Here is a 26,119-nt window from a genome sequence, read left to right on the forward strand (position 1 = left end):
CACCGGTTCTGGATAGGGTCAGGGAGGCTGGCCGAGGTCGGCCGATCCCGAATGTTCTACCTCTGGAGTCTTCATGTTCAAAGATTCGTCCGAGGTGCTGAAGTTCATCCAGGACGAGGACGTCAAGTTCCTCGACATCCGTTTCACGGACCTTCCTGGTGTGCAGCAGCACTTCAACATTCCCGCGTCGACCGTCGACGAGGAGTTCTTCACCGTCGGACAGCTGTTCGATGGCTCGTCGATCCGCGGGTTCGCGAACATCCACGAGTCGGACATGCAGCTCATTCCCGACGTGACGACGGCGTACCTCGACCCGTTCCGCGAGGCGAAGACGCTCATCATGGTCTTCGACATCTACAACCCGCGCAACGGCGAGATCTACTCGAAGGACCCGCGTCAGGTCGCCAAGAAGGCGGAGAAGTTCCTCGCCTCCACCGGCATCGCCGACACGGCCTTCTTCGCTCCCGAAGCCGAGTTCTACATCTTCGACGACGTCCGCTACGAAGTGAAGCAGAACTCGAGCTTCTACTCGGTGGACTCCGAAGAGGGTGCCTGGAACACCGGTCGCGTGGAAGAGGGCGGAAACCTCGCCAACAAGACGCCCTACAAGGGCGGCTACTTCCCCGTCTCGCCCGTCGACAAGCAGGCCGACCTGCGTGACGACATCAGCCTGAAGCTGATCGACGCCGGTCTCATCCTCGAGCGTGCACACCACGAGGTGGGCACCGGTGGACAGGCCGAGATCAACTACCGCTTCGACACCATGGTGCACGCGGCTGACGACATCCTGAAGTTCAAGTACATCGTCAAGAACACCGCCCTCGAGTGGGGCAAGGTCGCGACCTTCATGCCCAAGCCCCTCTTCGGCGACAACGGTTCGGGCATGCACACGCACCAGTCGCTGTGGAACGACGGCAAGCCGCTGTTCTACGACGAGGCCGGCTACGGCGGTCTCTCCGACATCGCTCGGTGGTACATCGGTGGCATCCTGGCCCACGCGCCCGCGGTGCTCGCGTTCACCAACCCGACGCTCAACAGCTACCACCGTCTGGTGAAGGGCTTCGAGGCTCCCGTCAACCTGGTGTACTCGGCCGGTAACCGCTCGGCGGCCATCCGTATCCCGATCACGGGTACCAACCCGAAGGCCAAGCGCATCGAGTTCCGTGCTCCGGATGCCTCGGGCAACCCGTACCTCGCCTTCGCTGCGCAGCTGATGGCCGGTATCGACGGCATCAAGAACCGCATCGAGCCGCACGAGCCCGTCGACAAGGACCTCTACGAGCTCCCCCCCGAGGAGGCCAAGAACATCCCGCAGGTGCCGAACTCGCTGCTCGACTCGCTCGAGGCGCTCCGCGCCGACCACGAGTTCCTGCTCGCCGGCGGCGTCTTCACGGAAGAGCTCATCGAGACCTGGATCGAGTACAAGATCGAGAACGAGATCCAGCCGATCGCTCAGCGCCCGCACCCCTTCGAGTACGAGCTGTACTTCGGGGTCTGATCGCCGGATCATCCACGACGAAGCCCGTCCCCGCCGTTTCGCGGGGGCGGGCTTCGACGTTCGCGGGGCGGCACTGTAGAGGATTTTGCCCGTCAACGGGAGTGCCCCTGGTGGTTCGGACGGGATCCGGCATAGTGAAAATCCGATGAAGGGGGCCATCGTGAGCGACTACCGGGTGGATCCCGACCGCGTGATCGGCGTGCTGGCGGGCGTGGACGACGCTGGTGCGGGGATCGCGCAGGCGATCGACGACATGGATGCCCTTGCACTCGAAGGTCTGAGTCTCACCGTCGACGGCCGGCATTCCCTCGCGAGTGCCTGGAGCGACCTGCTCGACGAACGGCGGTATGTTCCGGGGAAGCTCGCCCACGTGGTGGCCGGCGCGGCGTCGGCCGTGAGCGAGGCCACGACCGCCGTCGTCACCGGTGACGTGGACATGTCCGTCACGACGGCGGAGGCGGAGTCGCGTGCGCTGGACGAGTGGGGCATCGATTCGTCGGTGTCTTACGGGCAGGGGTACTGATGAGCACTCCGAGCGTCGATGATCTGCCCCAGGTGGTCGACCCCGCCGTGCTCACGGGTCTCGGCGACCGACTCGTCTCCGTCGCGAATGCGACGCAGACGTCGATGGCCGATGTGCAACAGCGGTGGAGTGTCCTGGGCGACACCGAGGTCTTCCATGTCACCGGTGCGGAAGCGGTGCCGCGCATGCTCGACCGCCCTGCCTCCGATGCGCGGGGCTTCTTCGAGGCGCTGGTCGAGGCGCGCAACGCGCTGTGGGATGCCGGGTCATCGGAGTTCCCCGATCTGAAGCAGCGCCGTGAGGAGTTGGCATCCCGGATCCCGTCCGTGGTCGCCGCCTACGATTCTGCGGCGGACGCCTCGGCTCGCGCGAACGCCACCTATCGTTCGACGCGGGGATCCGACGTGGATGCCTCGGTTGCGGCGGACGCGTCGCTCGCCCGCCTGAACGCGTCCACGACGCTGAACTCCGCCGAGAGCGCACTCGACACCCTTCGCTCCGATATCGACCGCTTCCGCCGGGACGTGGAGGATGCCGAGGACCGGCTCGCATCGCGCCTGCGCAACGTTTCGGGCGGAACGGAGGTGCTCGGTGCCGGCGGTGAGCCCGTGCGGGTCGCACAGCTGTTCTGGGGATTCTCGGAGTCCGCGTACCCGGGCGCACCGTCCGCCGCGTCGGTGAGTCGTTCGCTCTCGGAGCAGTTGACGTACGACCTCGGGCGGGCGGCCGAACGCCGCATCGACTGGCTCTCCACGGCAGACACCGACGACGCGCAGCGGTGGCTCGACGCCCACCCCGACTTCGTGCAATCCGTCGCGTTCGTCGAACCGGAGCGCGCCGGCGATTTGTTCACCGATCTCGCGGCCGCCTCCGCCGCGGCACCGAACGGCGAATGGAATGGCGGTCCGCTCGGGCAGCTGCTCGCCTTGGCTCCGCTCGTCGTCGGGAACCTCAACGGCATCCCCGCCGATCAGCGCGGCATCTTCAACCGCGCGGGTCTCGCCGACGTCCTGGCGCGGGACGACCTCGACGACGAGACCCGCAGCAAGCTCGACCAATTGCGTTCGGTCGTGGAGAAGCGTTCGGACGACGGTTCCCTGCCGACGTTGTTGAGCTTCTTCATCGATACCGAGGGGTCTCCGCGCGCCAACATCGCGTTCGGGGACGTCGACACCGCCGATCAGGTGACGACCCTGACGCATGGCATCCGGACGGATCTCGGTTCGCTGCAGGAGTGGGCACGCGGCAGTGCAGACCTGCAGTCGGCGCTTTCGAGTGAGCTGGAGCGAACCGGTCAGAGCAGCACCACGGCTGTCGTGCTGGTCATGGACTGGGATTCCGGCGGCGCCCTCAGCGTCGGCGGCATCGATCGGCCCGATGCAGGAGCCGCGCGTCTGTCCGAGACGCTCCGAGGCCTGCACGCGGTGAACCCCGGCGCGCAGCTCAACACGGGCGCGCATTCGCTCGGCACGACGATGACCGGTCAGGCCGTCGCCGACAATCCCGGACTGGTATCGCACGTGTGGTTCTTCGGTTCGGCGGGGATCACCGCGCAGACGGGCGACGAGCTCGCGGAGCAGATCCGCTCGGGCGAGACGACGGTGTCGGCCACGCACGCCGACGATGACAGCATCGCCGCGTGGGGACGCAAGGACTGGCTCGGCAGCCTGCACGCGGAGGACCCGCGGGACGTGCCGGGGGTTCAGTCGTTCGGGTCGAACGGCGGTGTCGTCGCTGATTACGGATCACCTCGGGGCGAGTACGGCGAATCGACCGACAGCCACGATGCCCACAACAGCACGAAGGACGAGTTCGTCGGGTGGGGCGTGGGCGGGGACGGGTCACCCATCCCGCTCTACGAGCCCACCGAACAGACGGGGTACCTCGACCCGTCTGCCGAGTCGTTCAAGCACTTCGTGGTTGGCTTGCGCGAGGCACTCGACACGACAGGAGCGAGCCGATGACCCAACGCAGGTGGGGAACCCTCCCCGTACTCGTCGCGAGCGCCGTGGTCACCGCGACCGTTCTGTCCGGATGTGGAGGTCCGCAGATGTCCCCGAATGAGACGCCGAGTCCGGCGCCCAGCAGCACCGTGGGCTTCGACGATGCGAAGGCGGTGAACCTCGAATACAAGGCGGCCGTCGCCGCTGTGCAGAAGCAGATCTTCGACGGGGACTGGCGTGTCGGAGAGTATGGCGACGTTCCCGATCAGTGCGAGGGCGGCTACCAGTTCTTCCTGCGACGCAAGCTCCCCGAGGGCTTTTCGTTCGATGGTCAGGGACCGCAGAGGATGGAACAGCTCCGTACCTGGATGTCGGAGAACGGGTGGCAGGTCGAGCCGGCACCCACCTACGGGGAGGGCATCGACAACATCGTGATCGTCGCGGGAAAGCCCGAGGCGAAGGTGTCGCGTCTGGACGTCGACATGATCCCGGCGGATCCTGCCGGGGGCACGGTCGACGTGCTGGAACTCCGCGCGACTTCTACGTGCGAGCCGGGTGACGCTGCGGCGCTCCTCGAGCAACTGCGCGGGCCGTTGACCGCGGTGCCGGACGACAGTGGCATCCCGGATCTGGAGAGCCCGGATGCCACTCCCCTGTTCGACCCATTCCAGGAGGGCTGAGCTGGCTCAGGACGCCGAGCGCGCCGCGCGCTTCTGCTCCTGGAACACGCGAATCGCCTCGTAGCGTTCGGCCGAGCGCGCCTGGCGCTTCGCCGCCTCGACCTCGCGCGTCTTCGGTGGCGCCGCCGTGACGAGATCGTCGAGCAATCGTCGAGTCGCGGCCGCGATCTCGTCGACGGCGCGCTCGAACACCTCTTGGTTCGCGCGCGAGGGCTTCGTCGTGCCGCTGATCTTGCGCACGAACTGCAACGCGGCGTCGTGGCACTCGTCATCGGATGCCGGCGGCTCGAAGTTGTGGAGGGGAACGATGTTGCGGCACATGCCGACAGAGTAGGCCGCTCCCCCGCGTCGCGAAAGCATCGCGGAAGGGGTGCGGGCGGGGAAAGCTCCCGGCATCCCCACAGGCGGCGCGTCACCACGGCATCGGCCGGGCACGGGAGGATGGATGCCATGCCCTCCCCGTACGCGTCGCGTCCCTGGCTCAGCTCCTACGCCGAGGGCGTGCCGCACGACATCGACGAGCCGTCGCAGACTCTGCCCGAGATGATCGCCGCCTCCGTCGACCGCTACGGCAAGGGCGTCGCGCTGGAGTTCTTCGGCGCGCAGACCACGTATCGCGAGCTCGGCGACCACATCACGCGCGCGGCCGAGGGGCTGCGCCGCCTGGGGGTGAAGGCCGGCGACCGTGTCGCGCTCGTTCTGCCCAACTGCCCCCAGCATGTCGTGGCGTTCTACGCGGCGTTGCGGCTCGGCGCGATCGTCATCGAGCACAACCCGCTCTACACCGCTCGTGAGCTGCGGCACCAGTTCGAGGACCACGGTGCGACTTTCGCGATCGTGTGGGACAAGGTCGCCGACATGGTCGCCGACTTCCCCTCCGACCTCGCGCTCCAGCACATCGTGAGCGTCGACATCACCCGGGCGATGCCTCTCGGAACCCGCCTGGCGCTGCGGCTGCCCGTGAAGAAGGCGCGAGAGTCGCGGGCGCAGCTCACCGCCGCGCCGACGTCGAAGCGCCCGACGCCGTGGGAGAAGCTGCTCACCCACGGGAAGCTGTCGCGCAAGCACCAGGGGCCCCTGCTCGGCGACATCGCCCTGCTGCAGTACACCAGCGGCACCACCGGGACCCCGAAGGGGGCGGTCCTCACCCACGCCAACCTGCGGGCCAACGCGATGCAGGGGCGCGCGTGGGTGCCGGGACTCCACGACGGTGAAGAGACGTTCTACGGCGTCCTCCCCCTCTTCCACGCGTACGGCCTCACGCTGTGCCTGACGTTCGCGATGAGCATCGGCGCGAGGCTCGTGCTCTTCCCCAAGTACGACCTCGATCTCGTGGCATCCGCGGCGAAGAAGAGCCCGCCGACCTTCCTCCCGGCCGTCCCCCCGATCTACGACCAGCTCGCGCGCGCCGCCACCCGCGGCACCGTCGACCTGTCGACCGTGCGTTTCGCCATCTCCGGGGCGATGAGTCTGCCCGACGCCACCGTCGACCGGTGGGAGGCGGCGACCGGCGGTCTGCTCGTCGAGGGCTACGGCATGACCGAGTCCTCGCCCGTCGCGCTGGGCAACCCCATCGGGCCGTCCCGCCGTCCCGGCACGGTCGGCGTGCCCTTCCCCAGCACCGACATCCGGGTGGTCGACCCCGAAGACCCCGAGACGGACCTCCCGCTCGGCGAGGTCGGCGAACTGCTGCTGCGCGGACCCCAGGTGTTCGAGGGCTACTGGAACCGTCCCTCCGACACCGCAGCGACGCTGCTCGACGGAGGCTGGCTTCGCACCGGCGACATCGCCTCGGTCTCGGCCGACGGCTTCGTCACGATCGTCGACCGGCTCAAGGAGATCATCATCACCGGCGGCTTCAACGTCTCACCGAGCGAGGTCGAAGACGTCCTGGTGTCGCACCCCGACATCGAGGGTGCCGCGGTCGTCGCTCTGCCGAAGCCCCGCGGTGGGGAGGACGTCGCGGCCGCGATCGTCGTCCGCGACGGCGTGCAGATCGAGCCCGAGGCGATCCGCGACTACTGCAAGTCGCGGCTCGCGGCGTACAAGGTCCCTCGCCGCGTGGTCGTCGTCGACGACCTGCCGCGTTCCCTCATCGGCAAGGTGCTGCGCCGCGAGGTGCGGGAACGACTGATGGCATCCTGAGCCGGGTCACCCGTAGAAGAGCTTCTCGAACACGCGACGCGCGCGCCGCGTGGCGCCGAGATAGTCCTCCTCGACCTGTGTGGCCGAGCGCGGCGGGTACTCGAGGATCCGCCCGATGCCATCGAGCCGCGCTCGATCGGAGGGGAGCACGTCGCTCGTCTGCCCTGACAGCAGCGTGTTCGCCGAGCGCAAGCGACTCGCGAGATGCCAGGATGCCGCGAGCTTCGCGGCGGCGTCGGGAGCGATGAGGCCGGCCTCGACGGCGACCTGCAACGCGCCGAGGGTCGACGTGGTCCGCAGCGCCGGGATCGCCCGCGCGTGCTGCAGCTGCAGGATCTGCACGAGCCACTCAACGTCGCTGATCGATCCGGGACCGAGCTTGAGGTGCCGCGCGGGATCCGCGCCCTGCGGCAGGCGCTCGTTCTCGACGCGGGCCTTGATGCGGCGGATCTCGCGCAATCCGTTCGGGTCGGCGGTGGCGGGGTAGCGCACGTCGTCGGCGAGGGCGATGAAGTCCGCGATGAGCTTGACGCTTCCCGCGACACCGCGGGCGCGGAGCAGCGCCTGCGCCTCCCACGACAGCGACCACCGGCGGTAGTACTCGGCGTAGGCGTCGAGCGAGCGGGCGAGGGGGCCGCTGCGGCCCTCGGGACGCAGCTCCGCGTCGAGGTCGAGCGGGAGGCGGTGGTCCTCGGAGTGCTCGCGCAGGCCCGCGACGATCTTCAATGCCAGCGCGCTCGCGCGCTGCGGATCGACACCGTTCGCGCGGTAGACGTACATCACGTCGGCATCCGAGCCGAACCCGATCTCGCGGCCGCCGAAGCGTCCCATCGCAATGACCGAGAAGTCGAGGGCGTTGTCCTCCGGCGGAACGACTTCGCGGCGGACGGCCCGCAGTGTCGCCTGAATCGTCACCTCGGTGATCGTGGTGAGAGCATCGGAGAGCTCTTCGATCGACACGACCTCGAGGACGGCGGCCATCGCGACGCGGAGCATTTCGCGGCGTCGGAGCGCGCGCACCGAGCGCATGGCATCCTCGATGTCGTCCCAGCGCGTCTGGATCGCGCGCGCCTCTTCCTGAAGCGCCGCGCCCGAGCGGGGGCGGAGCAGAGCGTCGTCATCGAGCCACGCGACCGACTCGGGGATCCACTCCATGAGTTCGCCGATGTACCGCGATCCCGACAGCACGCGCGTGAGGCTTTCCGCGGCGCCCGCGGAGTCGCGCAACATCCGCAGGAACCACGGGGTGTTGCCGAGCCGCTCGCTGATGCGCCGGAACACCAGCAGGCCGTAATCGGGATCGACGCCATCGGCGAACCACCGGATCATGATCGGCATCAGGTGCCGCTGGATCGTCGCCTTCCGGCTGAGGCCGCTCGTGAGTGCCGCGATGTGACGCAGGGCACCCGCCGGGTCACGGAAGCCGATGGCGGCGAGACGGTCGCGGGCCTGCTCGGTCGAGAGCGAACGCTCGCCTTCGGGCAGCGAAGCGACCGCCGAGAGCAGCGGACGGTAGAAGAGGCGGACGTGGATGTCACGGACCTCGCGCTTGATGTTCTCCCACGCCGACTGCACGCCCGCGGCGGAGTCCGCGAGCCCGGTCGCGCGCGCGAGAACACGGAGGTCGTCCTCCTTCTCGGGAAGCAGCGCCGTGCGGCGCAAGCCACGGAGCTGGAGCCGGTGCTCGATCAGGCGCAGCAGCCGGTAGTCGCGGCCGAACGCCTCGGCTTCGCTGCGCCCGATGTATCCCTCGGCGACGAGCGCGTCGAGAGCCTCGAGCGTTCCGCGCTGGCGGATGCGTTCGTCGGTGAGCCCGTGGACGAGCTGAAGCAGCTGCACGGTGAACTCGACGTCGCGGATGCCACCGGGCCCGAGCTTGACCTGCCGGTTCACCTCCGATCCGGGGATGTTCTCGGTGACGCGCTCGCGCATGCGCTGCACGCCCTCGACGAAGTTCTCACGCGCGGCGCTGTGCCACACCAGAGGCTGCACCGCGGCGATGTACTCCGCGCCGAGGGCGGCGTCGCCCGCGATCGCCCGCGCCTTCAGGAGAGCCTGGAACTCCCAGCTCTTGGCCCACCGGTCGTAATACTGGCGGTGGGCGCTGAGGCTGCGGACGAGAGCCCCCTGCTTGCCCTCGGGGCGCAGGTTCGGGTCGACCTCCCACAGCGGGGGTTCGATCTCGGGGCCGGAGATCCCGCGCATCGTCTGCACCGCGAGCCGCGTGCCGATGTCGATCGCGCGCGCCTCGGTGACGACTTCCTCGTCCGACGTGCCGCCGACGAAGATCACGTCGACGTCGCTGACGTAGTTGAGCTCGCGGGCGCCGGTCTTCCCCATCGCGATGATGGCGAACCGCGTCGCCGCCACCTGGGCGCGAGGGAACGTGCCGGGGCCCGTGCCCGTCACGCGCGCGCGGGCCACGCTCAGCGACGCCTCGAGGGCGGCGCCCGCGAGGTCGGCGAGGGCCGCCGAGACCATGTCGATCGCGCCCGCGGGGTCGTCCTGCCCGAGGTCGTATGCGGCGATGCGGGCGAGCAACCGGCGGTATCGCACGCGCAGCGCGACCCACGCCGCATCCGAGGCGTCCGCGGCGAAACCGTCCTCGTCGCCGACGGATGCCAGCAGCTCGGCGCGCATGGACTGCTCGTCGGGCACGGTCAGACCTGCGCCGGCGAGGTGGGCGATCTCGTCCGGATGCCGGAGGTAGAACTCCGCGAAGCCGTCGGACGCGCCGACGATGTCCCACAGGGCGCGCCACGTGCCCGGGTCGTTCGCGGCGGCGCGGACGGCCCCGGCATCGCGTCGTGCGATCTGCACGAGGGCCGAGAGCGCGCGGTCCGGGTCGGCGACGCGGTGCGCCAGGTCCATGGCATCCACGCGCCCGGCGCCCGTGAGCTGTTCGAGCTCGCCCAGACCCGCATCGGCTTCCGCGAGACGCGAGAAGCCGGTGCGGGCCAGGGCGGTGAGCGCCGTCGATCGATCGCCCGAGATCACCACGGCGGGGTCAGAGCGCCTCGAGATTGCTCTGAAGCTCGAAGGGCGTGACCTGCGCGCGGTACTGCTGCCACTCGCGACGCTTGTTCAGGAGCACGTACTTGAAGACCTGCTCCCCCAGCGTCTCGGCGACGAGCTCGGACTCCTCGAGGAATCCGAGCGCCTGGTCGAGGCTCGCCGGAAGCGGTGCGTAGCCGAGGGCGCGGCGCTCGGAGTCCGTGAGCGACCACACGTTGTCTTCGGCCTCGGCGGGCAGCTCGTAGCCCTCATCGATGCCCTTGAGTCCCGCGGCGAGCATGAGCGCGTACGACAGGTACGGGTTCGCCGCCGAGTCGAGCGCGCGGTACTCGACACGCGTCGACTGGCCCTTGTTCGGCTTGTACAGCGGGACGCGCACGAGCGCCGAGCGGTTGTTGTGGCCCCAGCAGATGAAGCTCGGTGCCTCGTCGCCGCCCCAGAGGCGCTTGTACGAGTTGACGAACTGGTTGGTCACGGCGGAGATCTCGCTCGCGTGACGCAGCAGACCCGCGATGAATTGGCGACCCACCTTGGACAGCTGGTACTGGCCGCCCTCTTCGTAGAAGGCGTTCATGTCGCCCTCGAACAGCGACATGTGCGTGTGCATGCCGCTACCGGGCTGACCGCTGAGCGGCTTCGGCATGAACGTGGCGTACACGCCCTGCTCGATCGCGACCTCCTTCACCACCGTGCGGAAGGTCATGATGTTGTCGGCCGTGGTGAGCGCGTCGGCGTAGCGCAGGTCGATCTCGTTCTGGCCCGGGCCGCCCTCGTGGTGGCTGAACTCCACCGAGATCCCGAGGTCTTCGAGCATGCGCACCGAACGGCGACGGAAGTCGTGCGCCGTCCCGCCGGGGACGTTGTCGAAGTACCCGGCGGAGTCGACCGGCTCGGGGCGCCCGTCGGGGCCGAGCTGAGACGACTTCAGCAGGTAGAACTCGATCTCGGGGTGCGTGTAGAAGGTGAACCCCGCGTCGGCGGCCTTGGCGAGCGTGCGCTTGAGCACGTGCCGCGGGTCGGCCACCGCGGGCTGACCGTCGGGCGTCGTGATGTCGCAGAACATGCGCGCGGTCGGGTCGATCTCGCCGCGCCACGGCAGGATCTGGAACGTCGTGGGGTCGGGGAGCGCCAGCAAGTCGGACTCGTACGACCGCGTCAGACCCTCGATGGCCGAACCGTCGAAGCCCAGGCCCTCGCTGAACGCCCCTTCCACCTCGGCCGGGGCGATCGCCACCGACTTCAAGGTTCCGACCACGTCGGTGAACCACAGGCGTACGAACTTCACGCCGCGTTCCTCGATCGTCCGCAGGACGAAATCGCGCTGCTTGTCCATCGTCATCCTCGTCTCGGTCGGGAGGGGTCAGCGGCCGGAGCCGGATCCCCAGTCGGAGTCGCGGGCCTCGTCTTCGGCCCACTTCTTCGAGCGTTCCTGCAGCAGCTGGGGGGCGCGTGCCGCTTCCTCGGCGGTGTCGAACGGACCCGCACGGTCGATCGCCGGCGACTCGTACCCCTGCTCGACCTGACCGGTTTCGAGGTTGTACCAGTACTTCTGATTCTCGTCGCTCACGATCGCTCCTTGCGTGATCTCGCTCCGCAGCGGACGTCTGGCGGGCGCTCTCCCGATCCTACTGATCCGGGCCCCCAGCCTGGCTAGGCTGGAGGGTATGGCAACGAATGCGTCGCGTGCGGTCGGAGTGGACATCGGCGGTACCGGGATCAAGGCGGGAATCGTCGACCTGGATGCCGGTGAGCTCATCAGCGATCGGGTGAAGGTCTCCACCCCGAAGGGCGCGGAGCCCGCCGATGTGCTCGAGGCGGTGAAAGAGGTGCTCCAGACACTGGAAGCGCCGGACGACCTGCCGCTCGGCGTGGCGTTCCCCGCCATCGTGAAGAACGGTCGAACGCTGTCGGCCGCCAACGTCTCTTCGTCGTGGATCGGCTTCGAGGCCGAGAAGTTCTTCGAGCACGGCCTGTCTCGTGACATCCACTTCGCGAACGACGCCGATGTCGCCGGCATCGCCGAGGTCCGCTACGGCGCCGCGAAGGGCGTGAACGGTCTCGTGATCCTCACGACGCTCGGCACAGGCATCGGCTCCGCCATGATCTACGACGGTGTTCTCATCCCCAACAGCGAGCTCGGCCACCTGCAGCGCGCCGAGCACAAGAGGGATGCCGAGGGCTACGCCGCGTACTCGGCCATGGAGCGCGAGGAGCTGTCGTGGGAGAAGTGGGCGAAGCGTCTGCAGTGGTACTACGACTACGTCGAGTTCCTCTTCAGCCCCGACCTGATCGTCGTCGGCGGCGGGGTGTCGAAGCACTCGGAGGAGTTCATTCCCCTCCTGAAGCTGCGGGCACCCATCCTTCCGGCGAAGCACCGTAACAACGCGGGCATCATCGGTGCGGCGTCGCTGGCGGTTCCGGTGGTGGAGGCGCTTCCTGCGGTGAAGTGAGCACCTGACCGACGTCCTGACGCGGTCCGCGATCGAGCGAGAGAGCTCGATCCGGGCCGCGTCGCTTTGTGAGCGTGAAGCGGCAGGGCGAATGGGTCGGCCTGTACGCCGGGTTCTGTCCGGGGGCGTGAGCCCCGTGGACGGTCATCTCTCTCGGCGACACGTTGCCGTGCCGCTCCAGCGGCCTACCCGGGGACTCGGCGAGCCGCGTCGTCATCCCCTGTCTGGCCTTGCTCCGGACGAGGTTTACCTTGCGGGTCGTGTCACCACGACCCCGGTGGTCTCTTACACCACCCTTTCACCCTTACCCGCGCCGTGAAGCGCGGGCGGTCTGCTCTCTGTGGCACTGTCTCGCGGATTGCTCCGGGTGGGTGTTACCCACCGTCCTGCCCTGTGGAGCCCGGACGTTCCTCGGCACGGGCGAACCCGTGACGCGACCGTCCAGCCGACCCATTCGCATTGTCGAGTCTACGGGGGCAGCTCACTCCTTCTCGGCCGTCTCGCCGATCCGCAGATCGAGGGGGAAGTCGATGGGAAACGTTCCGAACAGCAGGCGACCGGCGGATGCCGCGGACTCCCGCACCGCGTTGGCGACGGCGTCTGCGTGCTCGATCGGAGTGTGCACCACGATCTCGTCGTGCAGGAAGAACGCCAGGTGCGGCACGCGCGCGAACGCCGGACCGGACGCCGGCGCGGAGCGGGTGGCATCCACCGGATCGAGGGCGGAGAGGCGGGTGCGGAGGTCGGCGAGCCACGCGAGAGCCCATTCGGCGGCCGTGCCCTGGACGACGAAGTTCCGGGTGAAGCGGCCGCGGTCGCGGGCGGCGCGGCGCGCACGGGTCTCGTCGACTCCGGATGCCTCGGCGTCGCTCGCCTGCGACTGAACCGCGCGCCACAGCTCGCCGGCGGGCGGTGAGGTGCGCCCGAGCCACGTCTGCACGCGGCCGCCCTCCTCGCCGACGCGCGCGGCATCGTCGACGAGGGCCATCGCGCGAGGGAACGTGCGCCGCAGGCGCGGAACGAGACGTCCGCTCTCGCCGCTGGTTGCGCCGTACATGGCGCCGAGCATCGCGACCTTGGCCTGGGCGCGGGTGCCGACGGCTCCGGCATCCACGATTCCGGCGTACAGATCGCGACCGGATGCCGCCTCCGCCAGCGCCGTGTCGCGGGCCATCGCCGCGAGCACGCGCGGCTCCAGCTGTGCGACGTCGGCCGTCACGAGCGTCCAGCCGGGGTCGGCCCGGACGGCCGTGCGGAGCTGCCGCGGGATCTGCAGTGCTCCCCCGCCCGACGACGCCCAGCGGCCGGTCACGACACCGGCGGAGACATAGACGGGACGGAATCGTGCGTCGCGCACCCACTCGTCGATCCATGCCCAGCCGTTCGCGGTGTAGAGGCGCATGAGCTTCTTGTACGCGATGAGCGGCGCGACGGCGGGGTGGTCGTGCTCGGCGAGCTCCCACCGGTTCGTCGACTCGACAAGGAGCCCCGCGCGGTGCAGCGCGCGCAGCAGGCGCGGCTGGGAGTCGAGCGAGACGGACGGGTCGCCGAGGGCATCGCGCACGGCTGCCGCAGCCCGCTCGACCCGCGTGGGAAGACCGCCCGCGACCCGTGTGCCGAGCTGTTCCTCGAGCATGCGCTCGTGCGTCGGGACGCTCCAGGGCAGTCCGGCGGCGTGGAGTTCCTCCGCGATCAGAGCCCCGGCCGACTCGGCCGCGGCGAGGAGTCGGAGCGCTCCGGGCGTGCGGGCGCCGGCGATCGCGGCGCGCTGGCGGCGGTACTCGGCCGCGGCTGCCTCCACGTCGCCGGGCGGGCCGTCGCTCGCCGCGCCGAGTGAGAACAGCGTGTCGGTGTCGTCGGTGGCCGAAGCAGCGGCATCCCATTCCCCGTGCGCGCGTAGGCCGTGGTCGTCGGCGACGGCCTCGGCATCACGCAGCAACGCGTGCACGAGGCGCAGGTCCCACGCCCGCGCCACCCGGACCCCGGATGCCAGCACCGACCCGTACCACGTGGGGGTGTCGCTCCACACCCAGCGAACGTCTCCCCCGGCCTCGCGGGTGCGGATCGCGGCGGGCAGGTCGTCTCGCGCGACGGTGACGGTATGGGCGACGGAGCCGTCGGCATCCAGGTCGCTCAAAGCGATGGCTCCGGATACCGTGCGCCCGACGACGACCTCAGTCGAGGAGGACGCCAGGGCGGGTCACCGCGATTCTTCGGTGCGGACGAGGATCGCGCCGCACTCGGGGCAGAACACGACCTCGTCGGTCTGCGCGCGGCGGACCTCGGCGAGGTCGCTCGGCGGGAGGACCATGCGGCACGCCTCACATGCGCCGGCGCGCAGGAGTCCGGCGCCGTTGCCACGGGAGGCCAGGCGCTCGTACAGGGCGAGAAGGTCGGCGGGCACGGCACCGGCGACGGCCTCGCGATCGCGACGCGCGGCCTCGAGCCGGTCGGTGGCCTCGGCGACGACCCGCTTCGCCTCGGCGCTGAGCTCAGCGCCCTGGGCGTTGGTGTCGGCGATGATCGCCTCCTGCTCGGCGACGGCCGCGTCGGCGGCTTCGAGCTGCTCCATGAGGGCGATCTCGGCGTCTTCGAGGTCGCTCTTGCGGCGAGCGAGCGACGTCAGCTCCGCCTCGAATCCCTGCGCCTGCTTGGCGTTGGTCGAGGCCGCCAGACGCTCGGTGTCGCGCTTGACACGAGCCTCGACGACCGCGACGTCGGACTCGACCCGGGCCAGCTCGGCCTTGAGGTCGTCACGGACGTTGGCGCGGTTGCCGAGCTCTTGCGAGAGCGACGAACGCTGCGCGATCAGCTCGCGCACCTTCGCGGCCTGCGGCGGGTTGCCCTTGACGTGCTCGTCGCGCCGGATCCGGGCGTCCAGGTCGGCGAGATCGAGGAGTTTGCGCTGGTCGGCGGGGTCGGCGTTCACAGGCTTTACGCTACCCCGGGGGTACGACAGCCGTGTTCCGGTTAACGTGGAGCTTTCGACCGACCCGAGGGATGCCGTGAACGTCTTCGCCGCACTGTTGGGCCCGGCTTTTGTGATCATGGGTGTGCTCGCTTACACGGGCCGGTGGAAAGGGTGGATCGCCGTCCGCCGGGGCTACGGCAGCACGATGGGATTCGCCTGGCTGTATCTGGGGATCGCATTCACGTTGGGTGCCTGCGCGGTGGCGGTGTCGTCCCTGCGGCCGCTGTTCTCCTCGCTCAGTGTCGTGGCCGCGCTCTTTCTCGTGATCGCCCTGATCGCCATGTTCTGGTTGCCGCGCGGGCTCTTGCCGTCGTGGTACCTCGAGTTGCGCGACGGCACAGGCCGCCGACCTCGATAGACTCGAGGCTTCCAGGGCCTTTAGCTCAGCTGGTAGAGCGCCACGTTTACACCGTGGATGTCGTCGGTTCGATCCCGGCAGGGCCCACCGTTCCCGTCTCGCGTCTACGACCTGGGGCTCAGCGCTGCCGCGTGGGCCGGACGATGATCTCGTTCACGTCGACATCGACCGGCTGTTCGATCGCGAACTTCACGGCTCGAGCGATGGCGTCGGGTGAGATGGCCGCCGCGCGGTAGTCGACCATGAGGTCGGCCGCGTGAGGGTCCGTGATGTGATCGGCGAGTTCGGTCTCGACGACACCGGGAGAGATCGTGGTGACACGGATGTACGGGGCTGACTCCTGCCGAAGTCCCTCCGTGAGTGCCCATGCGGCGTATTTCGTGGCGGAGTAGATCGCCGAGGTCCCGACCACCTCGTGAGCTCCGACCGACGCGATCGTGACCACGTGCCCCGACTCTTGTGTGCGGAAGTGTGGCAGCACTCCGGCGATTCCGTTGTAGAGCCCGCGCACGTTGACGTCGAGCATGCGGTCCCATTCGTCGACGAGCAGTGCGTCCATGCGCGAGAGCAGCATGACCCCGGCGTTGCCGACGAGCACATCGAGGCTGCCGTGGGTTGCGACGATGTCGGCGATGAGCGCAGCGAACGCATCCCGGTCGGTCACGTCCAGCGCGCGCGCTTCCGCGGCGTGGCCCTCGCGAGAGAGCTCGTCGGCGATGCCTTTCAGCCGCTCCGTTCGTCGCGCCGTGAGGATCACCCGGTGCCCCTCGGCGGCGAGGCGGCGAGAGATGCCCTCGCCGATACCGCTGCTCGCCCCCGTGACAAGTACGACTTTCGACGTGGCGGCCTTCGTTGCGGATGTGGTGACGCTGTGTGCGGTGTTTCCTGTCATGGCCACGAGCCTCGCGGGTGTCCCACCAGCGGAGAAGGCCGCGGCGAGCCTGGGAGCACCGCACCCTGCCTGCGCGTCGACACCATTCGTACAATCGCGGTATGCCCGACAACCGACTCGGCGAGTACCTCACCGCACGCCGTGGGCAGCTGCGTCCCGAGGCGATCGGCTTCGCCACGCACGGCCGTCGGCGAGTGCCCGGCCTGCGCCGCGAGGAGATCGCCACGTTGGCCGGCCTCAGCGTCGACTACTACACCCGGCTGGAGCAAGGGCGCGAACGTCGTCCCTCGCTGCAGGTCGTGGAAACTCTCAGCAGGGCTCTGCGCCTCGACGACGATGCACGGCTGCACCTGTTCCGCATCGCCGGTCTGATACCCGTGGCCAGTCGCGGCTTGGACCAGGAGCGCGTCGCGCCCGGGCTGCTGAGCCTGATGGACATGTGGCCGGACAACCCCGCGATCGTGCTGGGACGGGCCTACGACGTGCTCGCCGGTAATCGCCTCGCCCACGCCCTGTTCGAGGGCTTCCACTACGGACCGAATCTGCTCGCGAAGCTATTCCGCGACCCGGCCGCCCGCACCTTCTACATCGACTGGTCAGACGCGGCCGCGAATACGGTCGCGGGTTTTCGAGTTCTTCACGGCGCCGCACCGAACGACCCGCGCGTCGTCGAGGTCCTGAACACCCTGTTGACACGCAGCCCCGAGTTCGCCGACCTCTGGAGTCTCCACGACGCGCGCGGCAAGCGACTCGAGACCAAGAGGCTCCGCCACTCCCAGGTGGGGGAGCTGACTTTGCACATGAACGCCTTCGACGTGAAGGCTGCGCCAGGGCAGGAGCTCGTCGTCTACTCCGCGACGCCGGGCTCCGAGTCCGCAGACGCTCTGACGTTGCTCGGGACGCTCGCGGCCACTCCGAGGACCTGAGCCGACGGAGAGGCGACGCCGGCTTCCAAGATCAGCTCAGGACGTTCACACTCCGCGCGATCACCAGCGCGAGCAGCACGAATCCCGTGATCGCCTGCACCATCATGAAGAGCTTCGCGCGGACGCTCAGCGGCATGACGTCGGTGGGGCTGAATGCCATCGCATTCGATGCCGAGAAGTACAGGTAGTCGATATATCCCGGCGCCCAATCGCCGGTGTTCGATGATCGACGCTTCACTTCGCTGACCGCGTCCCCGTCGGAATCCTGCGGGAATTGGAAGTCCGCGGGCGGCAGCTCGTCGCGGGGATCGCGGCGACGGGCCACGGGTCCGCCGCGGTCCATCTCTCAGTAGACGACGGCGTATCCGATCACGTTGATGGCCCAGACCTGTGCGGCCCCGAGGAGCACGACCGCTCCGCCGCTCTCCCCGTTCAGGAGTTGCTGAACGAGCAGGAAGAACGTCACCTGGTTCGCGGCGAGCAGCACCGCGACGAATCCGAGCGCGAATCCGCGCCCCACCCAGGTCTCGCGGCTCAGCCGCCGGGGGTTGGTGATGACCATCGGAATCGCGCACAGAATGCCGGCGCCCACGACGATGTACCGCAGGGCGCCGGACACATCGCTCGGCAGGACCGCGTACAGCCCCGTTCCTACGCCGAGTGCGATGAGCACGGGCCACCGGTGTTCGGGGCGGGTGCGGAAGCCCTCGTGCTCAGTCGACGTCACGCGCTCAGGCTAGACCCGCCGTCGTTCTCGGCGGTCTCGGCGCGGCCGGAAGGGGCGGATGCCTCGTCGCCGAGGCATCCATTCGCCCTCGCCTCCGTATGCGCATCCGGAGGGGTCCCGACTGACTAGGCTGGACGACGGTGAATTGTGCGGAGCAGACAAGGGTTGCCGCACACGTATGGCGATTCTCTGGCATGACCTGCCAGACGACGAAAGGTCTTCCGTGACTGTTCACGATCAGGATCCGTATTCGCAGGGGCCGCAGGACAGCGACCCGGAAGAGACCGCTGAATGGCAGGAATCCCTGCGTCAGCTGGTCCAGGCGAAGGGGCCCGGCCGCGGGCGCGAGATCATGCTGAGCCTGCTCAAGGGCTCGAAGGATCTGCATCTCGGCGTGCCGATGGTGCCGACCACCGACTACATCAACACGATCGCGCAGTCCAACGAGCCGGAATTCCCCGGTGACGAAGAGCTCGAGCGCCGCTACCGCAAGTGGATCCGCTGGAACGCCGCGGTCACCGTGCACCGTGCGCAGCGCCCCGGCATCGGCGTCGGCGGCCACATCTCGACGTACGCGTCGTCGGCCGCGCTGTACGAGGTCGGCTTCAACCACTTCTTCCGAGGCCTCGACGACCCGTCCGGCGGCGACCAGATCTTCATCCAGGGCCACGCCTCCCCCGGCACGTACGCCCGCGCCTTCCTCGAGGGTCGCCTGACCGAGGCGCAGCTCGACGGCTTCCGCCAGGAGAAGTCGGCCGCCCCCAACGGCATCCCCTCCTACCCGCACCCCCGTCTCATGCCGGAGTTCTGGCAGTTCCCGACGGTGTCGATGGGTCTGGGCCCGATCAACGCGATCTACCAGGCGATGTCGAACAAGTACCTCAGCAACCGCGGCATCAAGGACGTCGCCGACTCGCACGTCTGGGCCTACCTCGGCGACGGCGAAATGGACGAGGTCGAGAGCCGCGGTCAGCTCCAGGTGGCCGCGAACGAGGGCCTCGACAACCTGACGTTCGTCGTCAACTGCAACCTGCAGCGCCTCGACGGCCCCGTGCGCGGCAACGGCAAGATCATCCAGGAGCTCGAGAGCTTCTTCCGCGGTGCCGGATGGAACGTCATCAAGGTCGTCTGGGGCCGCGAGTGGGACGACCTGCTCGCCCGCGACACCGAGGGCGCGCTGCTGAATCTCATGAATTCGACGCCCGACGGCGACTACCAGACGTACAAGGCCGAGAACGGTGCGTACGTCCGCGAGCACTTCTTCGGTCGCGACCCGCGCGCCCTCGAACTCGTCAAGGACTACACCGACGAGCAGATCTGGGGCCTCAAGCGCGGCGGCCACGACTACCGCAAGGTCTTCGCGGCGTTCAAGGCGGCCAAGGAGCACAAGGGCCAGCCGACCGTCATCCTCGCCAAGACGATCAAGGGCTACGGCCTCGGCCCCCACTTCGAGGGCCGCAACGCCACGCACCAGATGAAGAAGCTGACGCTGGACGACCTCAAGGCCTTCCGCGACGCGATGGACATCCCGGTGACCGACGCGCAGCTCGAAGAGAACCCGTACCAGCCGCCGTACTACAACCCCGGCGAGAACGACGAGACCATCAAGTACATGCTCGAGCGCCGCCGTGCGCTCGGCGGCTTCCTGCCCGAGCGTCGCACGACGCACGTGGGTCTCGAGCTCCCCGGTGACCAGGCCTACGCGCTGCCCAAGAAGGGCTCGGGCACGCAGGAGGTCGCCACGACCATGGCGTTCGTGCGTCTGCTCAAGGACCTTCTGCGTGTCAAGGGCTTCGGACACCGCATCGTGCCGATCATCCCCGACGAGGCCCGTACCTTCGGTATGGATGCCTACTTCCCGACGGCGAAGATCTACAACCCCAAGGGTCAGCACTACACCTCCGTCGACCGCGAGCTGCTCCTGGCCTACAAGGAGAGCCCCGAGGGGCAGATCATCCACGTCGGCATCAACGAGGCGGGCGCCGTCGCGGCGTTCACCGCAGCCGGCACGTCGTACGCCACGCACGGCGAGCCGCTGATCCCGGTCTACGTCTTCTACTCGATGTTCGGCTTCCAGCGCACGGGCGACGCCCAGTGGGCGGCGGGCGACCAGATGGCGCGCGGTTTCATCATCGGCGCGACCGCCGGCCGCACGACCCTGACGGGTGAGGGTCTCCAGCACGCCGACGGACACTCGCAGCTGCTGGCATCCACGAACCCCGCCACGGTGTCGTACGACCCCGCGTATGGGTACGAGATCGCGCACATCGTCCGCTCGGGCATCGAGCGGATGTACGGCGGCGAGCACTCCGACCCGAACGTCATGTACTACATCACGGTCTACAACGAGCCGCTGGTCCAGCCGGCCGAGCCCGAGGGCGTCGACGTGGACGGGATCGTCCGCGGCATCCACCGCGTGTCGGTGGGTGAGGGCGAGGGTCCTCGCGCGCAGCTGCTCGCTTCCGGCGTCGGTGTGCCGTGGGCGCACGAGGCCCAGCGCCTGCTGAAGGACGACTGGGGCGTCGTCGCCGACGTGTGGTCGGTGACGTCGTGGACCGAGCTGCGTCGCGACGGCCTCGCCGCCGACGAGCACAACTACCTGCACCCCGACGAGGCGCCCCGTACGGCCTACCTGACCGAGAAGCTCCGGGATGCCGAGGGTCCCGTCGTCGCGGTCAGCGACTGGATGCACGCCGTCCAGGACCAGATCCGTCAGTGGGTGCCGCAGCGGTACCTGACGCTCGGTGCCGACGGGTTCGGTTTCTCCGACACCCGTGCCGCCGCGCGTCGCTTCTTCAAGATCGACGGCCCGTCGCTCGTGGTCCGCACCCTCCAGGGTCTCGCGGACGAGGGCAAGGTGGACCGCGCAGTGGTCGCCCAGGCCATCGAGAAGTACCGCCTGTACGACGTCAACGCCGGCACGAGCGGGAACGCCGGCGGCGAGGCCTGATCGCGTGACGGACTCCGCGGCCATCGACGGTTCGGGAGGGAGCGGGAGCACCGCCACCTCCCGGGCCGCCGAGGAGAAAGCCGAGACCCTGGTGTGGCTGCGCCGGATCTCGGGCGATCTCGCGACCGCGACGATTCAGCGGCTCGAAGAGACGCTGCCCTGGTACGCCGAGATGCCGCCGGCCCGCCGCTCCGCGGTCGGGCTGGTGGCTCAGGCGGGCATCACCTCGTTCCTCCAGTGGTTCGAGGAGCCCGCGTCCACCCCGGCGATCGCCGCCGACATCTTCGCTGCGGCTCCCCGCGAGCTGCTGCGCAGCGTCAGCCTGACGCAGACCCTGCAGCTCGTCCGCGTCACCGTCGAGGTGATGGAAGAGCGCGTCGCGGGCCGGAGCGAGCGCGTCCGCGAGGCGATGCTGTCGTATTCGCGCGAAGTGGCGTTCGCTGCCGCGGATGTCTACGCGCGCGCTGCCGAGGCCCGCGGTCTGTGGGACGCGCGGCTCGAAGCCCTCGTCGTGGACTCGATCCTCACCGGTGAGGCCGACGACGAACTGCCCAGCCGCATCGCCGCCCTCGGCTGGCACGGCCACGGCGAGGTCGCGGTGCTCGTGGGCACGACTCCCCCGCAGCTCGATGTCGATCACGTCCGGCGCACCTCGCGGAAGCTCGGTGTGGACGTGCTCATCGGGGTACAGGGGTCCCGCCTCGTGCTCGTCGTGGGACGGGCGGACTTGCCGGTGCGCGGCCGCGAGGACTCCGGCGAGTTGCCGTTCACCGAGATCGCGAAGCGTCTCGAACCGAGCTTCGGCTCCGGTCACCTGGTTCTCGGTCCTCCTGTCGCGGCGCTCGTCGACGCCGGGCAGAGCGCCCGAGCCGCCCTCGCCGGGTTCGCGGTCGCGCGCGCATGGCGTCACGCCCCGCGACCGGTCGAGGCCGATGATCTGCTGCCCGAGCGCGCCCTGGCGGGTGATGCGGTGGCCAAGCAGACGCTCGTCGACCGCGTGTACCGTCCCCTCCACGCGCACAGCGCCGACCTCGTCGCGACACTGTGGAGTTACCTCGACAACGGGCGGTCGCTCGAAGCGACGGCGCGCGAGCTCTACGTGCACCCGAACACCGTGCGCTACCGCCTGAAGCGCGTCTCCGAGGTGATCGGGTGGGATGCCACGGGCCCCCGCGAGGCGCTGATCCTGCAGACGGCGTTGATCCTCGGATCCATGGGATCGGATGCCACGCGCCGACGAGGATCGGCCAGTCGGCGCGCACCGATCACGCGCTGATGCACGGCGCGCACAAAGACACGCCGATTTCTTGTGCCGATATCTCCAGAACGACCCGCCGGATCCTTGGCAGGATGGGACGGTGATCATCGCCGTCTTCCCCGGTCAGGGCTCTCAAACCCCCGGGTTCCTCTCGCCCTGGCTCGAGATCGACGGGACGCGTGAGCGTCTTGCCGAAGCTTCCGAGCACGCCGGTGTCGACCTCCTCGCCGCCGGCACGGACTGGGACGCCGACCGGATCCGCGACACGAGCGTCGCGCAGCCGTTGATCGTGGCCGCGAGCCTGGTGTCGTGGAGCGTTCTGCGCGACCGCGCCGGCCAGGGTGCCGACGGCGTCGCGGGACACTCGGTGGGCGAGTTCGCCGCGCTGGCGGCATCCGGTGTCCTGTCCGAGGCCGACGCGCTGCGGCTCGTCGGAATCCGCGGTCGCGCGATGGCCGAGGCCGCGGCGACCGTCGAGACCGGCATGAGCGCCGTGGTCGGCGGTGACGAGCAGACGGTACTCGACCGCCTGGCGGAGCTGGGGCTGACGCCCGCCAACTACAACGGCGGCGGCCAGATCGTCGCAGCCGGTGAGCTGTCGGCCCTCGCCGAGCTCGCCGCCGAGGCCCCACGCGGATCGCGCGTGATTCCGTTGCAGGTGGCCGGTGCCTTCCACACGCGGTTCATGGAGCCCGCCGTCGAGACGCTTCGCGTGGCCGCGGCCGACGTTCCGGCCTCCCCGCCGCAGACGACGCTATGGACCAACTCGGACGGCTCGGTCGTCAACGACGGCCGCCGCGCCGTCGACCTCGTGGTCTCCCAGGTCGCGTCCCCGGTGCGCTGGGACCGCAGCATGGCGTCTTTCGCCGAGCACGGCGTGACCGGCATCATTGAACTCGCGCCGGCCGGCGCCCTCACGGGCCTGGCGAAGCGCGCTCTGCGCGGCACCCCGACCGTGGCAGTCAAGACTCCGGACGACCTCGACGCGGCCGTCGCACTCCTGAAGGGAGAGCAGGCATGAGCACCCCCACCCTCCGTCAGCTCCAGGGCCCCGCCCACACGCGCATCTACTCGTACGGAGCCGCCCGCGGCGAGAACTACGTCCCCAACGACGATCTGGTGGGTCCGATCGACTCCAGCGACGAGTGGATCCGCCAGCGCACCGGAATCGTGACGCGTGTTCGCGCCGACAAGGACACGGATGCCATCGACCTGGCATCCGACGCCGCCCGCGAAGCGGTCGAGAAGTCCGGGGTCGCCCCGAGCGAGATCGACGCCGTCATCGTCGCGACGATCAGCAATCCCAAGCAGACTCCCTCGGCGTCGGCGATCGTCGCCGATCGCATCGGAGCCAACCCCGCCGCCGCCTACGACGTGAACGCCGCGTGCGCCGGCTTCGCCTACGGGGTTGCCCAGGCCGACGCCCTCATCCGTGGCGGGCTCGCGAAACTCGTCGTCGTGGTGGGTGCCGAGAAGCTCAGCGACGTCGTCGACCCGACCGACCGCAGCATCTCGTTCCTCCTGGGAGACGGTGCCGGTGCCGTCGTCATCGGCCCGAGCGACACCCCCGGCATCGGTCCCACCATCTGGGGCTCGGACGGCTCGAAGGCCGACGCGGTGGGCATGAACCACACGCTCACCGAGTTCCGCGACGGCGTCGCCCCGTGGCCGACCCTCCGCCAGGAAGGACCCACCGTGTTCCGGTGGGCCGTCTGGGAGATGGTGAAGGTCGCTCGGCAGGCCATCGAGGCCGCCGGCATCCAGCCCTCCGACCTGGCCGCGTTCGTGCCGCACCAGGCGAACATGCGCATCATCGACGAGTTCGCCAAGCAGCTGGGTCTGCCCGAGACCGTGGTGATCGGTCGCGACATCGAGACCACCGGAAACACCTCGGCCGCGTCGATCCCGCTCGCCACCCACCGCCTGCTCGAGGAGCACCCCGAGCTCAGTGGCGGCCTCGCTCTGCAGATCGGTTTCGGTGCCGGTCTCGTCTTCGGCGCGCAGGTCGTCGTCCTCCCCTGACGCGCGAGCGTCGAACCCTAGACTGATCGGGGCTCGGGACGACTCCCCGGGCCCGCCCCCAACAACAGGAGAAATCATGGCATTCACCAACGACGAGGTTCTGGCCGGCCTTGCCGAGCTCATCACCGACGAGACCGGCATCTCGGCCGACGAGGTCGCCCTCGAGAAGTCGTTCACTGACGACCTCGACATCGACTCGATCTCGATGATGACGATCGTCGTCAACGCCGAAGAGAAGTTCGGCGTGACCATCCCCGACGACGAGGTCAAGAACCTCAAGACCGTCGGTGACGCCGTCACGTTCATCACGTCGAACCAGTCCTGACCCTCCCGGTGGGGGCTCCGGCCCCCACCGGTCACGACCCTTCCCGGCCGCACCAAGGATCACACCATGAGCACATCCCGCATCGTCGTCACCGGTATCGGTGCCACCTCGCCCATCGGCGGGACGGCCCCCGAGAGCTGGGACGCACTGCTGTCCGGTGCCTCCGGCGCGCGCACCCTCGAGCACGACTGGGTCGAGGAGTACCAGCTGCCCGTCACGTTCGCGGCTGAGGCGCTCGTGCGGCCCGAGACCGTCCTCGAGCGTCCCGTCGCCAAGCGCCTCGACCCGTCATCGCAGCTCGCGATGGTCGCGGCCAAGGAGGCGTGGGAGGACGCGGGCAGCCCCGACATCGATCCCGACCGGCTCGGCGTCGACTTCGCGACCGGCATCGGTGGCGTGTGGACGCTCCTCGACGCGTGGGACACCCTGCGCGAAAAGGGTCCGCGACGCGTCATGCCGATGACGGTGCCGATGCTCATGCCCAACGCCGCAGCCGGCAACCTCTCGCTGCACTTCAATGCCCGCGCCTTCGCCCGGACCGTGGCGTCGGCGTGTGCGTCGAGCACCGAGTCGATCGTGAACGCCGTGCAGCACATCCGCGACGGGCTCGCCGACGTCGTGATCGCCGGCGGTACCGAATCGGCGATCCACCCGATCACGATCGCATCGTTCGCGTCGATGCAGGCGTTGTCCAAGCGCAACGACTCCCCCGAGACCGCGTCGCGCCCCGGCAGCATCGACCGTGACGGGTTCGTCATGGGCGAGGGTGCCGGCGTTCTGATCCTCGAGACCGAGGAGCACGCGAAGGCCCGCGGCGCGAAGATCTACGCGTCGATCGTCGGCGGCGGCGTGACGGCCGACTCGTACCACATCACCGCCAACGACCCCGAGGGTCGCGGTGCCGCCCGTGCCGTCCGCCTCGCGCTCGACATGGCAGGTGTGTCGGTCGACGACGTCACCCACATCAACGCCCACGCCACCTCGACCCCCGTCGGTGACCCGAACGAGTACCAGGCGCTGCGCGCCGTGTTCGGTGCCCGCGTCGACGAGATCCCGGTGTCGGCGACGAAGGCATCCACGGGTCACCTCCTCGGAGGCACCGGCGCCCTCGAGGCCATCTTCACGGTGCTGGCGCTGCAGAACCGCGTCGCCCCGCCCACCATCAACCTCACCGAGCAAGACCCGGAGGTGCCGTTCGCCATCTCGGGTTCGCCCGTCGAGCTCGGGTCCGGCGACCAGCTCGCCATCAGCAACTCGTTCGGCTTCGGCGGTCACAACGCCGTCGTCGCGATCGCTTCCGTCTGACCACGGCCGAACGCCCCCGGCATCCCCCGACTGCTACGGGGATGACGGGGGCGTTCGGTGTGTCATCGGGAGGGGATACGCGGTCCCGGTGCCGGGATTGTTCACCGGCCTCCGGTAGTGGCGCCTCCCCC

General features: G+C 69.1%; 23 protein-coding genes, 1 tRNA gene and 1 other RNA gene. 15 read left to right on the forward strand and 10 right to left on the reverse strand.

From position 1 onward, the window contains the following. The first annotated feature begins 73 nt into the window (after positions 1–73). The 4 genes from glnA (at position 74) to ABC271_RS08840 (ending at position 4,644) form a co-directional block, all read left to right on the forward strand. Entirely contained in the window at positions 74–1,498 is a 1,425-nt protein-coding gene (gene glnA, locus ABC271_RS08825) for a type I glutamate--ammonia ligase (RefSeq protein ID WP_412924514.1), read from the forward strand. Between the two features lie 160 nt (positions 1,499–1,658). After that, positions 1,659–2,021 carry a DUF6507 family protein gene (locus tag ABC271_RS08830; protein ID WP_412924515.1) on the forward strand — a complete coding sequence of 121 codons (363 nt, stop codon included), beginning with the start codon at positions 1,659–1,661 and terminating at the stop codon, positions 2,019–2,021. Beyond that, complete coding sequence (locus ABC271_RS08835; RefSeq protein WP_412924516.1) at positions 2,021–3,985, forward strand: alpha/beta hydrolase; 1,965 nt, start codon at positions 2,021–2,023, stop codon at positions 3,983–3,985. The genes ABC271_RS08830 and ABC271_RS08835 overlap by 1 nt, the downstream gene beginning before the upstream one ends. Then, positions 3,982–4,644 carry a hypothetical protein gene (locus ABC271_RS08840; RefSeq protein ID WP_412924517.1) on the forward strand — a complete coding sequence of 221 codons (663 nt, stop codon included), beginning with the start codon at positions 3,982–3,984 and terminating at the stop codon, positions 4,642–4,644. Before ABC271_RS08835 ends, ABC271_RS08840 begins: the two co-directional genes overlap by 4 nt. A 6-nt stretch (positions 4,645–4,650) precedes the next feature. Here the strand turns inward: ABC271_RS08840 and ABC271_RS08845 are convergent, their stop codons facing one another. Then, positions 4,651–4,965, reverse strand: a complete 315-nt coding sequence (locus tag ABC271_RS08845; protein ID WP_412924518.1) for a DUF2277 domain-containing protein — start codon at positions 4,963–4,965, stop codon at positions 4,651–4,653. 129 nt (positions 4,966–5,094) lie between these two features. On the opposite strand from ABC271_RS08845, the gene ABC271_RS08850 reads away from it, so the two are divergent. Next, entirely contained in the window at positions 5,095–6,789 is a 1,695-nt protein-coding gene (locus ABC271_RS08850; protein ID WP_412924519.1) for a long-chain-fatty-acid--CoA ligase, read from the forward strand. 6 nt (positions 6,790–6,795) lie between these two features. On the opposite strand, the gene ABC271_RS08855 is transcribed toward ABC271_RS08850, so the two are convergent. Genes ABC271_RS08855 through ABC271_RS08865 form a run of 3 tightly spaced genes read right to left on the reverse strand, consistent with a single transcriptional unit; the run spans position 6,796 to position 11,371 of the window. Next, positions 6,796–9,786, reverse strand: coding sequence for a bifunctional [glutamine synthetase] adenylyltransferase/[glutamine synthetase]-adenylyl-L-tyrosine phosphorylase (locus ABC271_RS08855; protein WP_412926125.1), 2,991 nt, complete (start codon positions 9,784–9,786; stop codon positions 6,796–6,798). A 10-nt stretch (positions 9,787–9,796) separates the two neighbouring features. Beyond that, on the reverse strand, positions 9,797–11,137 hold the full coding sequence (locus ABC271_RS08860) for a glutamine synthetase family protein (RefSeq protein WP_412924520.1): 1,341 nt from the start codon (positions 11,135–11,137) through the stop codon (positions 9,797–9,799). Between the two features lie 27 nt (positions 11,138–11,164). Next, entirely contained in the window at positions 11,165–11,371 is a 207-nt protein-coding gene (locus ABC271_RS08865; RefSeq protein ID WP_412924521.1) for an SPOR domain-containing protein, read from the reverse strand. A gap of 97 nt (positions 11,372–11,468) precedes the next feature. Between ABC271_RS08865 and ppgK the strand changes: the two genes are divergently transcribed. Then, a complete protein-coding gene (ppgK, locus tag ABC271_RS08870; protein ID WP_412924522.1) occupies positions 11,469–12,254 on the forward strand; it encodes a polyphosphate--glucose phosphotransferase in 786 nt (261 codons plus the stop codon). Between the two features lie 88 nt (positions 12,255–12,342). Here the strand turns inward: ppgK and rnpB are convergent. The 3 genes from rnpB to ABC271_RS08885 form a co-directional block, all read right to left on the reverse strand. After that, an RNA gene (gene rnpB / locus ABC271_RS08875) (RNase P RNA component class A) lies at positions 12,343–12,707 on the reverse strand. 28 nt (positions 12,708–12,735) lie between these two features. Continuing rightward, on the reverse strand, positions 12,736–14,448 hold the full coding sequence (locus ABC271_RS08880) for a bifunctional 3'-5' exonuclease/DNA polymerase (RefSeq protein ID WP_412926126.1): 1,713 nt from the start codon (positions 14,446–14,448) through the stop codon (positions 12,736–12,738). A gap of 6 nt (positions 14,449–14,454) precedes the next feature. Further along, entirely contained in the window at positions 14,455–15,183 is a 729-nt protein-coding gene (locus ABC271_RS08885; protein WP_412924523.1) for a zinc ribbon domain-containing protein, read from the reverse strand. 76 nt (positions 15,184–15,259) lie between these two features. On the opposite strand from ABC271_RS08885, the gene ABC271_RS08890 reads away from it, so the two are divergent. Then, positions 15,260–15,583: a hypothetical protein gene (locus ABC271_RS08890; RefSeq protein WP_412924524.1), complete on the forward strand. Its 324-nt coding sequence runs from the start codon at positions 15,260–15,262 to the stop codon at positions 15,581–15,583. A 14-nt stretch (positions 15,584–15,597) separates the two neighbouring features. Beyond that, a tRNA-Val gene (locus tag ABC271_RS08895) sits at positions 15,598–15,670 on the forward strand. Between the two features lie 31 nt (positions 15,671–15,701). Here ABC271_RS08895 and ABC271_RS08900 read toward each other — a convergent pair. After that, a complete protein-coding gene (locus ABC271_RS08900) occupies positions 15,702–16,475 on the reverse strand; it encodes an SDR family oxidoreductase (protein WP_412924525.1) in 774 nt (257 codons plus the stop codon). Between the two features lie 101 nt (positions 16,476–16,576). Here ABC271_RS08900 and ABC271_RS08905 point away from each other — a divergent pair, with 101 nt between their 5' ends. Next, positions 16,577–17,401: a helix-turn-helix transcriptional regulator gene (locus ABC271_RS08905; RefSeq protein WP_412924526.1), complete on the forward strand. Its 825-nt coding sequence runs from the start codon at positions 16,577–16,579 to the stop codon at positions 17,399–17,401. A gap of 31 nt (positions 17,402–17,432) precedes the next feature. Here the strand turns inward: ABC271_RS08905 and ABC271_RS08910 are convergent, their stop codons facing one another. Together ABC271_RS08910 and ABC271_RS08915 are read right to left on the reverse strand one after the other, a co-directional pair. Beyond that, complete coding sequence (locus ABC271_RS08910) at positions 17,433–17,744, reverse strand: hypothetical protein (protein WP_412924527.1); 312 nt, start codon at positions 17,742–17,744, stop codon at positions 17,433–17,435. Between the two features lie 3 nt (positions 17,745–17,747). Next, a complete protein-coding gene (locus ABC271_RS08915) occupies positions 17,748–18,128 on the reverse strand; it encodes a hypothetical protein (protein WP_412924528.1) in 381 nt (126 codons plus the stop codon). 223 nt (positions 18,129–18,351) lie between these two features. On the opposite strand from ABC271_RS08915, the gene aceE reads away from it, so the two are divergent. The 6 genes from aceE to ABC271_RS08945 all read left to right on the forward strand — a co-directional run bounded on the left by aceE (position 18,352) and on the right by ABC271_RS08945 (position 25,988). After that, positions 18,352–21,078 carry a pyruvate dehydrogenase (acetyl-transferring), homodimeric type gene (gene aceE / locus ABC271_RS08920; protein ID WP_412924529.1) on the forward strand — a complete coding sequence of 909 codons (2,727 nt, stop codon included), beginning with the start codon at positions 18,352–18,354 and terminating at the stop codon, positions 21,076–21,078. A 22-nt stretch (positions 21,079–21,100) separates the two neighbouring features. Continuing rightward, positions 21,101–22,354 (forward strand): PucR family transcriptional regulator, encoded by a 1,254-nt coding sequence (locus ABC271_RS08925; RefSeq protein WP_412926127.1) that lies wholly within the window; start codon positions 21,101–21,103, stop codon positions 22,352–22,354. An 82-nt stretch (positions 22,355–22,436) separates the two neighbouring features. After that, positions 22,437–23,357 (forward strand): ACP S-malonyltransferase, encoded by a 921-nt coding sequence (locus ABC271_RS08930; RefSeq protein WP_412924530.1) that lies wholly within the window; start codon positions 22,437–22,439, stop codon positions 23,355–23,357. Beyond that, positions 23,354–24,358: a beta-ketoacyl-ACP synthase III gene (locus tag ABC271_RS08935; protein WP_412924531.1), complete on the forward strand. Its 1,005-nt coding sequence runs from the start codon at positions 23,354–23,356 to the stop codon at positions 24,356–24,358. Before ABC271_RS08930 ends, ABC271_RS08935 begins: the two co-directional genes overlap by 4 nt. A 76-nt stretch (positions 24,359–24,434) precedes the next feature. Then, positions 24,435–24,683 carry an acyl carrier protein gene (locus ABC271_RS08940; protein WP_022880558.1) on the forward strand — a complete coding sequence of 83 codons (249 nt, stop codon included), beginning with the start codon at positions 24,435–24,437 and terminating at the stop codon, positions 24,681–24,683. A gap of 66 nt (positions 24,684–24,749) precedes the next feature. Further along, positions 24,750–25,988 carry a beta-ketoacyl-[acyl-carrier-protein] synthase family protein gene (locus ABC271_RS08945; RefSeq protein ID WP_412924532.1) on the forward strand — a complete coding sequence of 413 codons (1,239 nt, stop codon included), beginning with the start codon at positions 24,750–24,752 and terminating at the stop codon, positions 25,986–25,988. Positions 25,989–26,119: the final 131 nt, after the last annotated feature.

This window comes from Microbacterium canaveralium, assembly GCF_047238045.1.
In the GTDB taxonomy this organism is placed as follows: domain Bacteria; phylum Actinomycetota; class Actinomycetes; order Actinomycetales; family Microbacteriaceae; genus Microbacterium.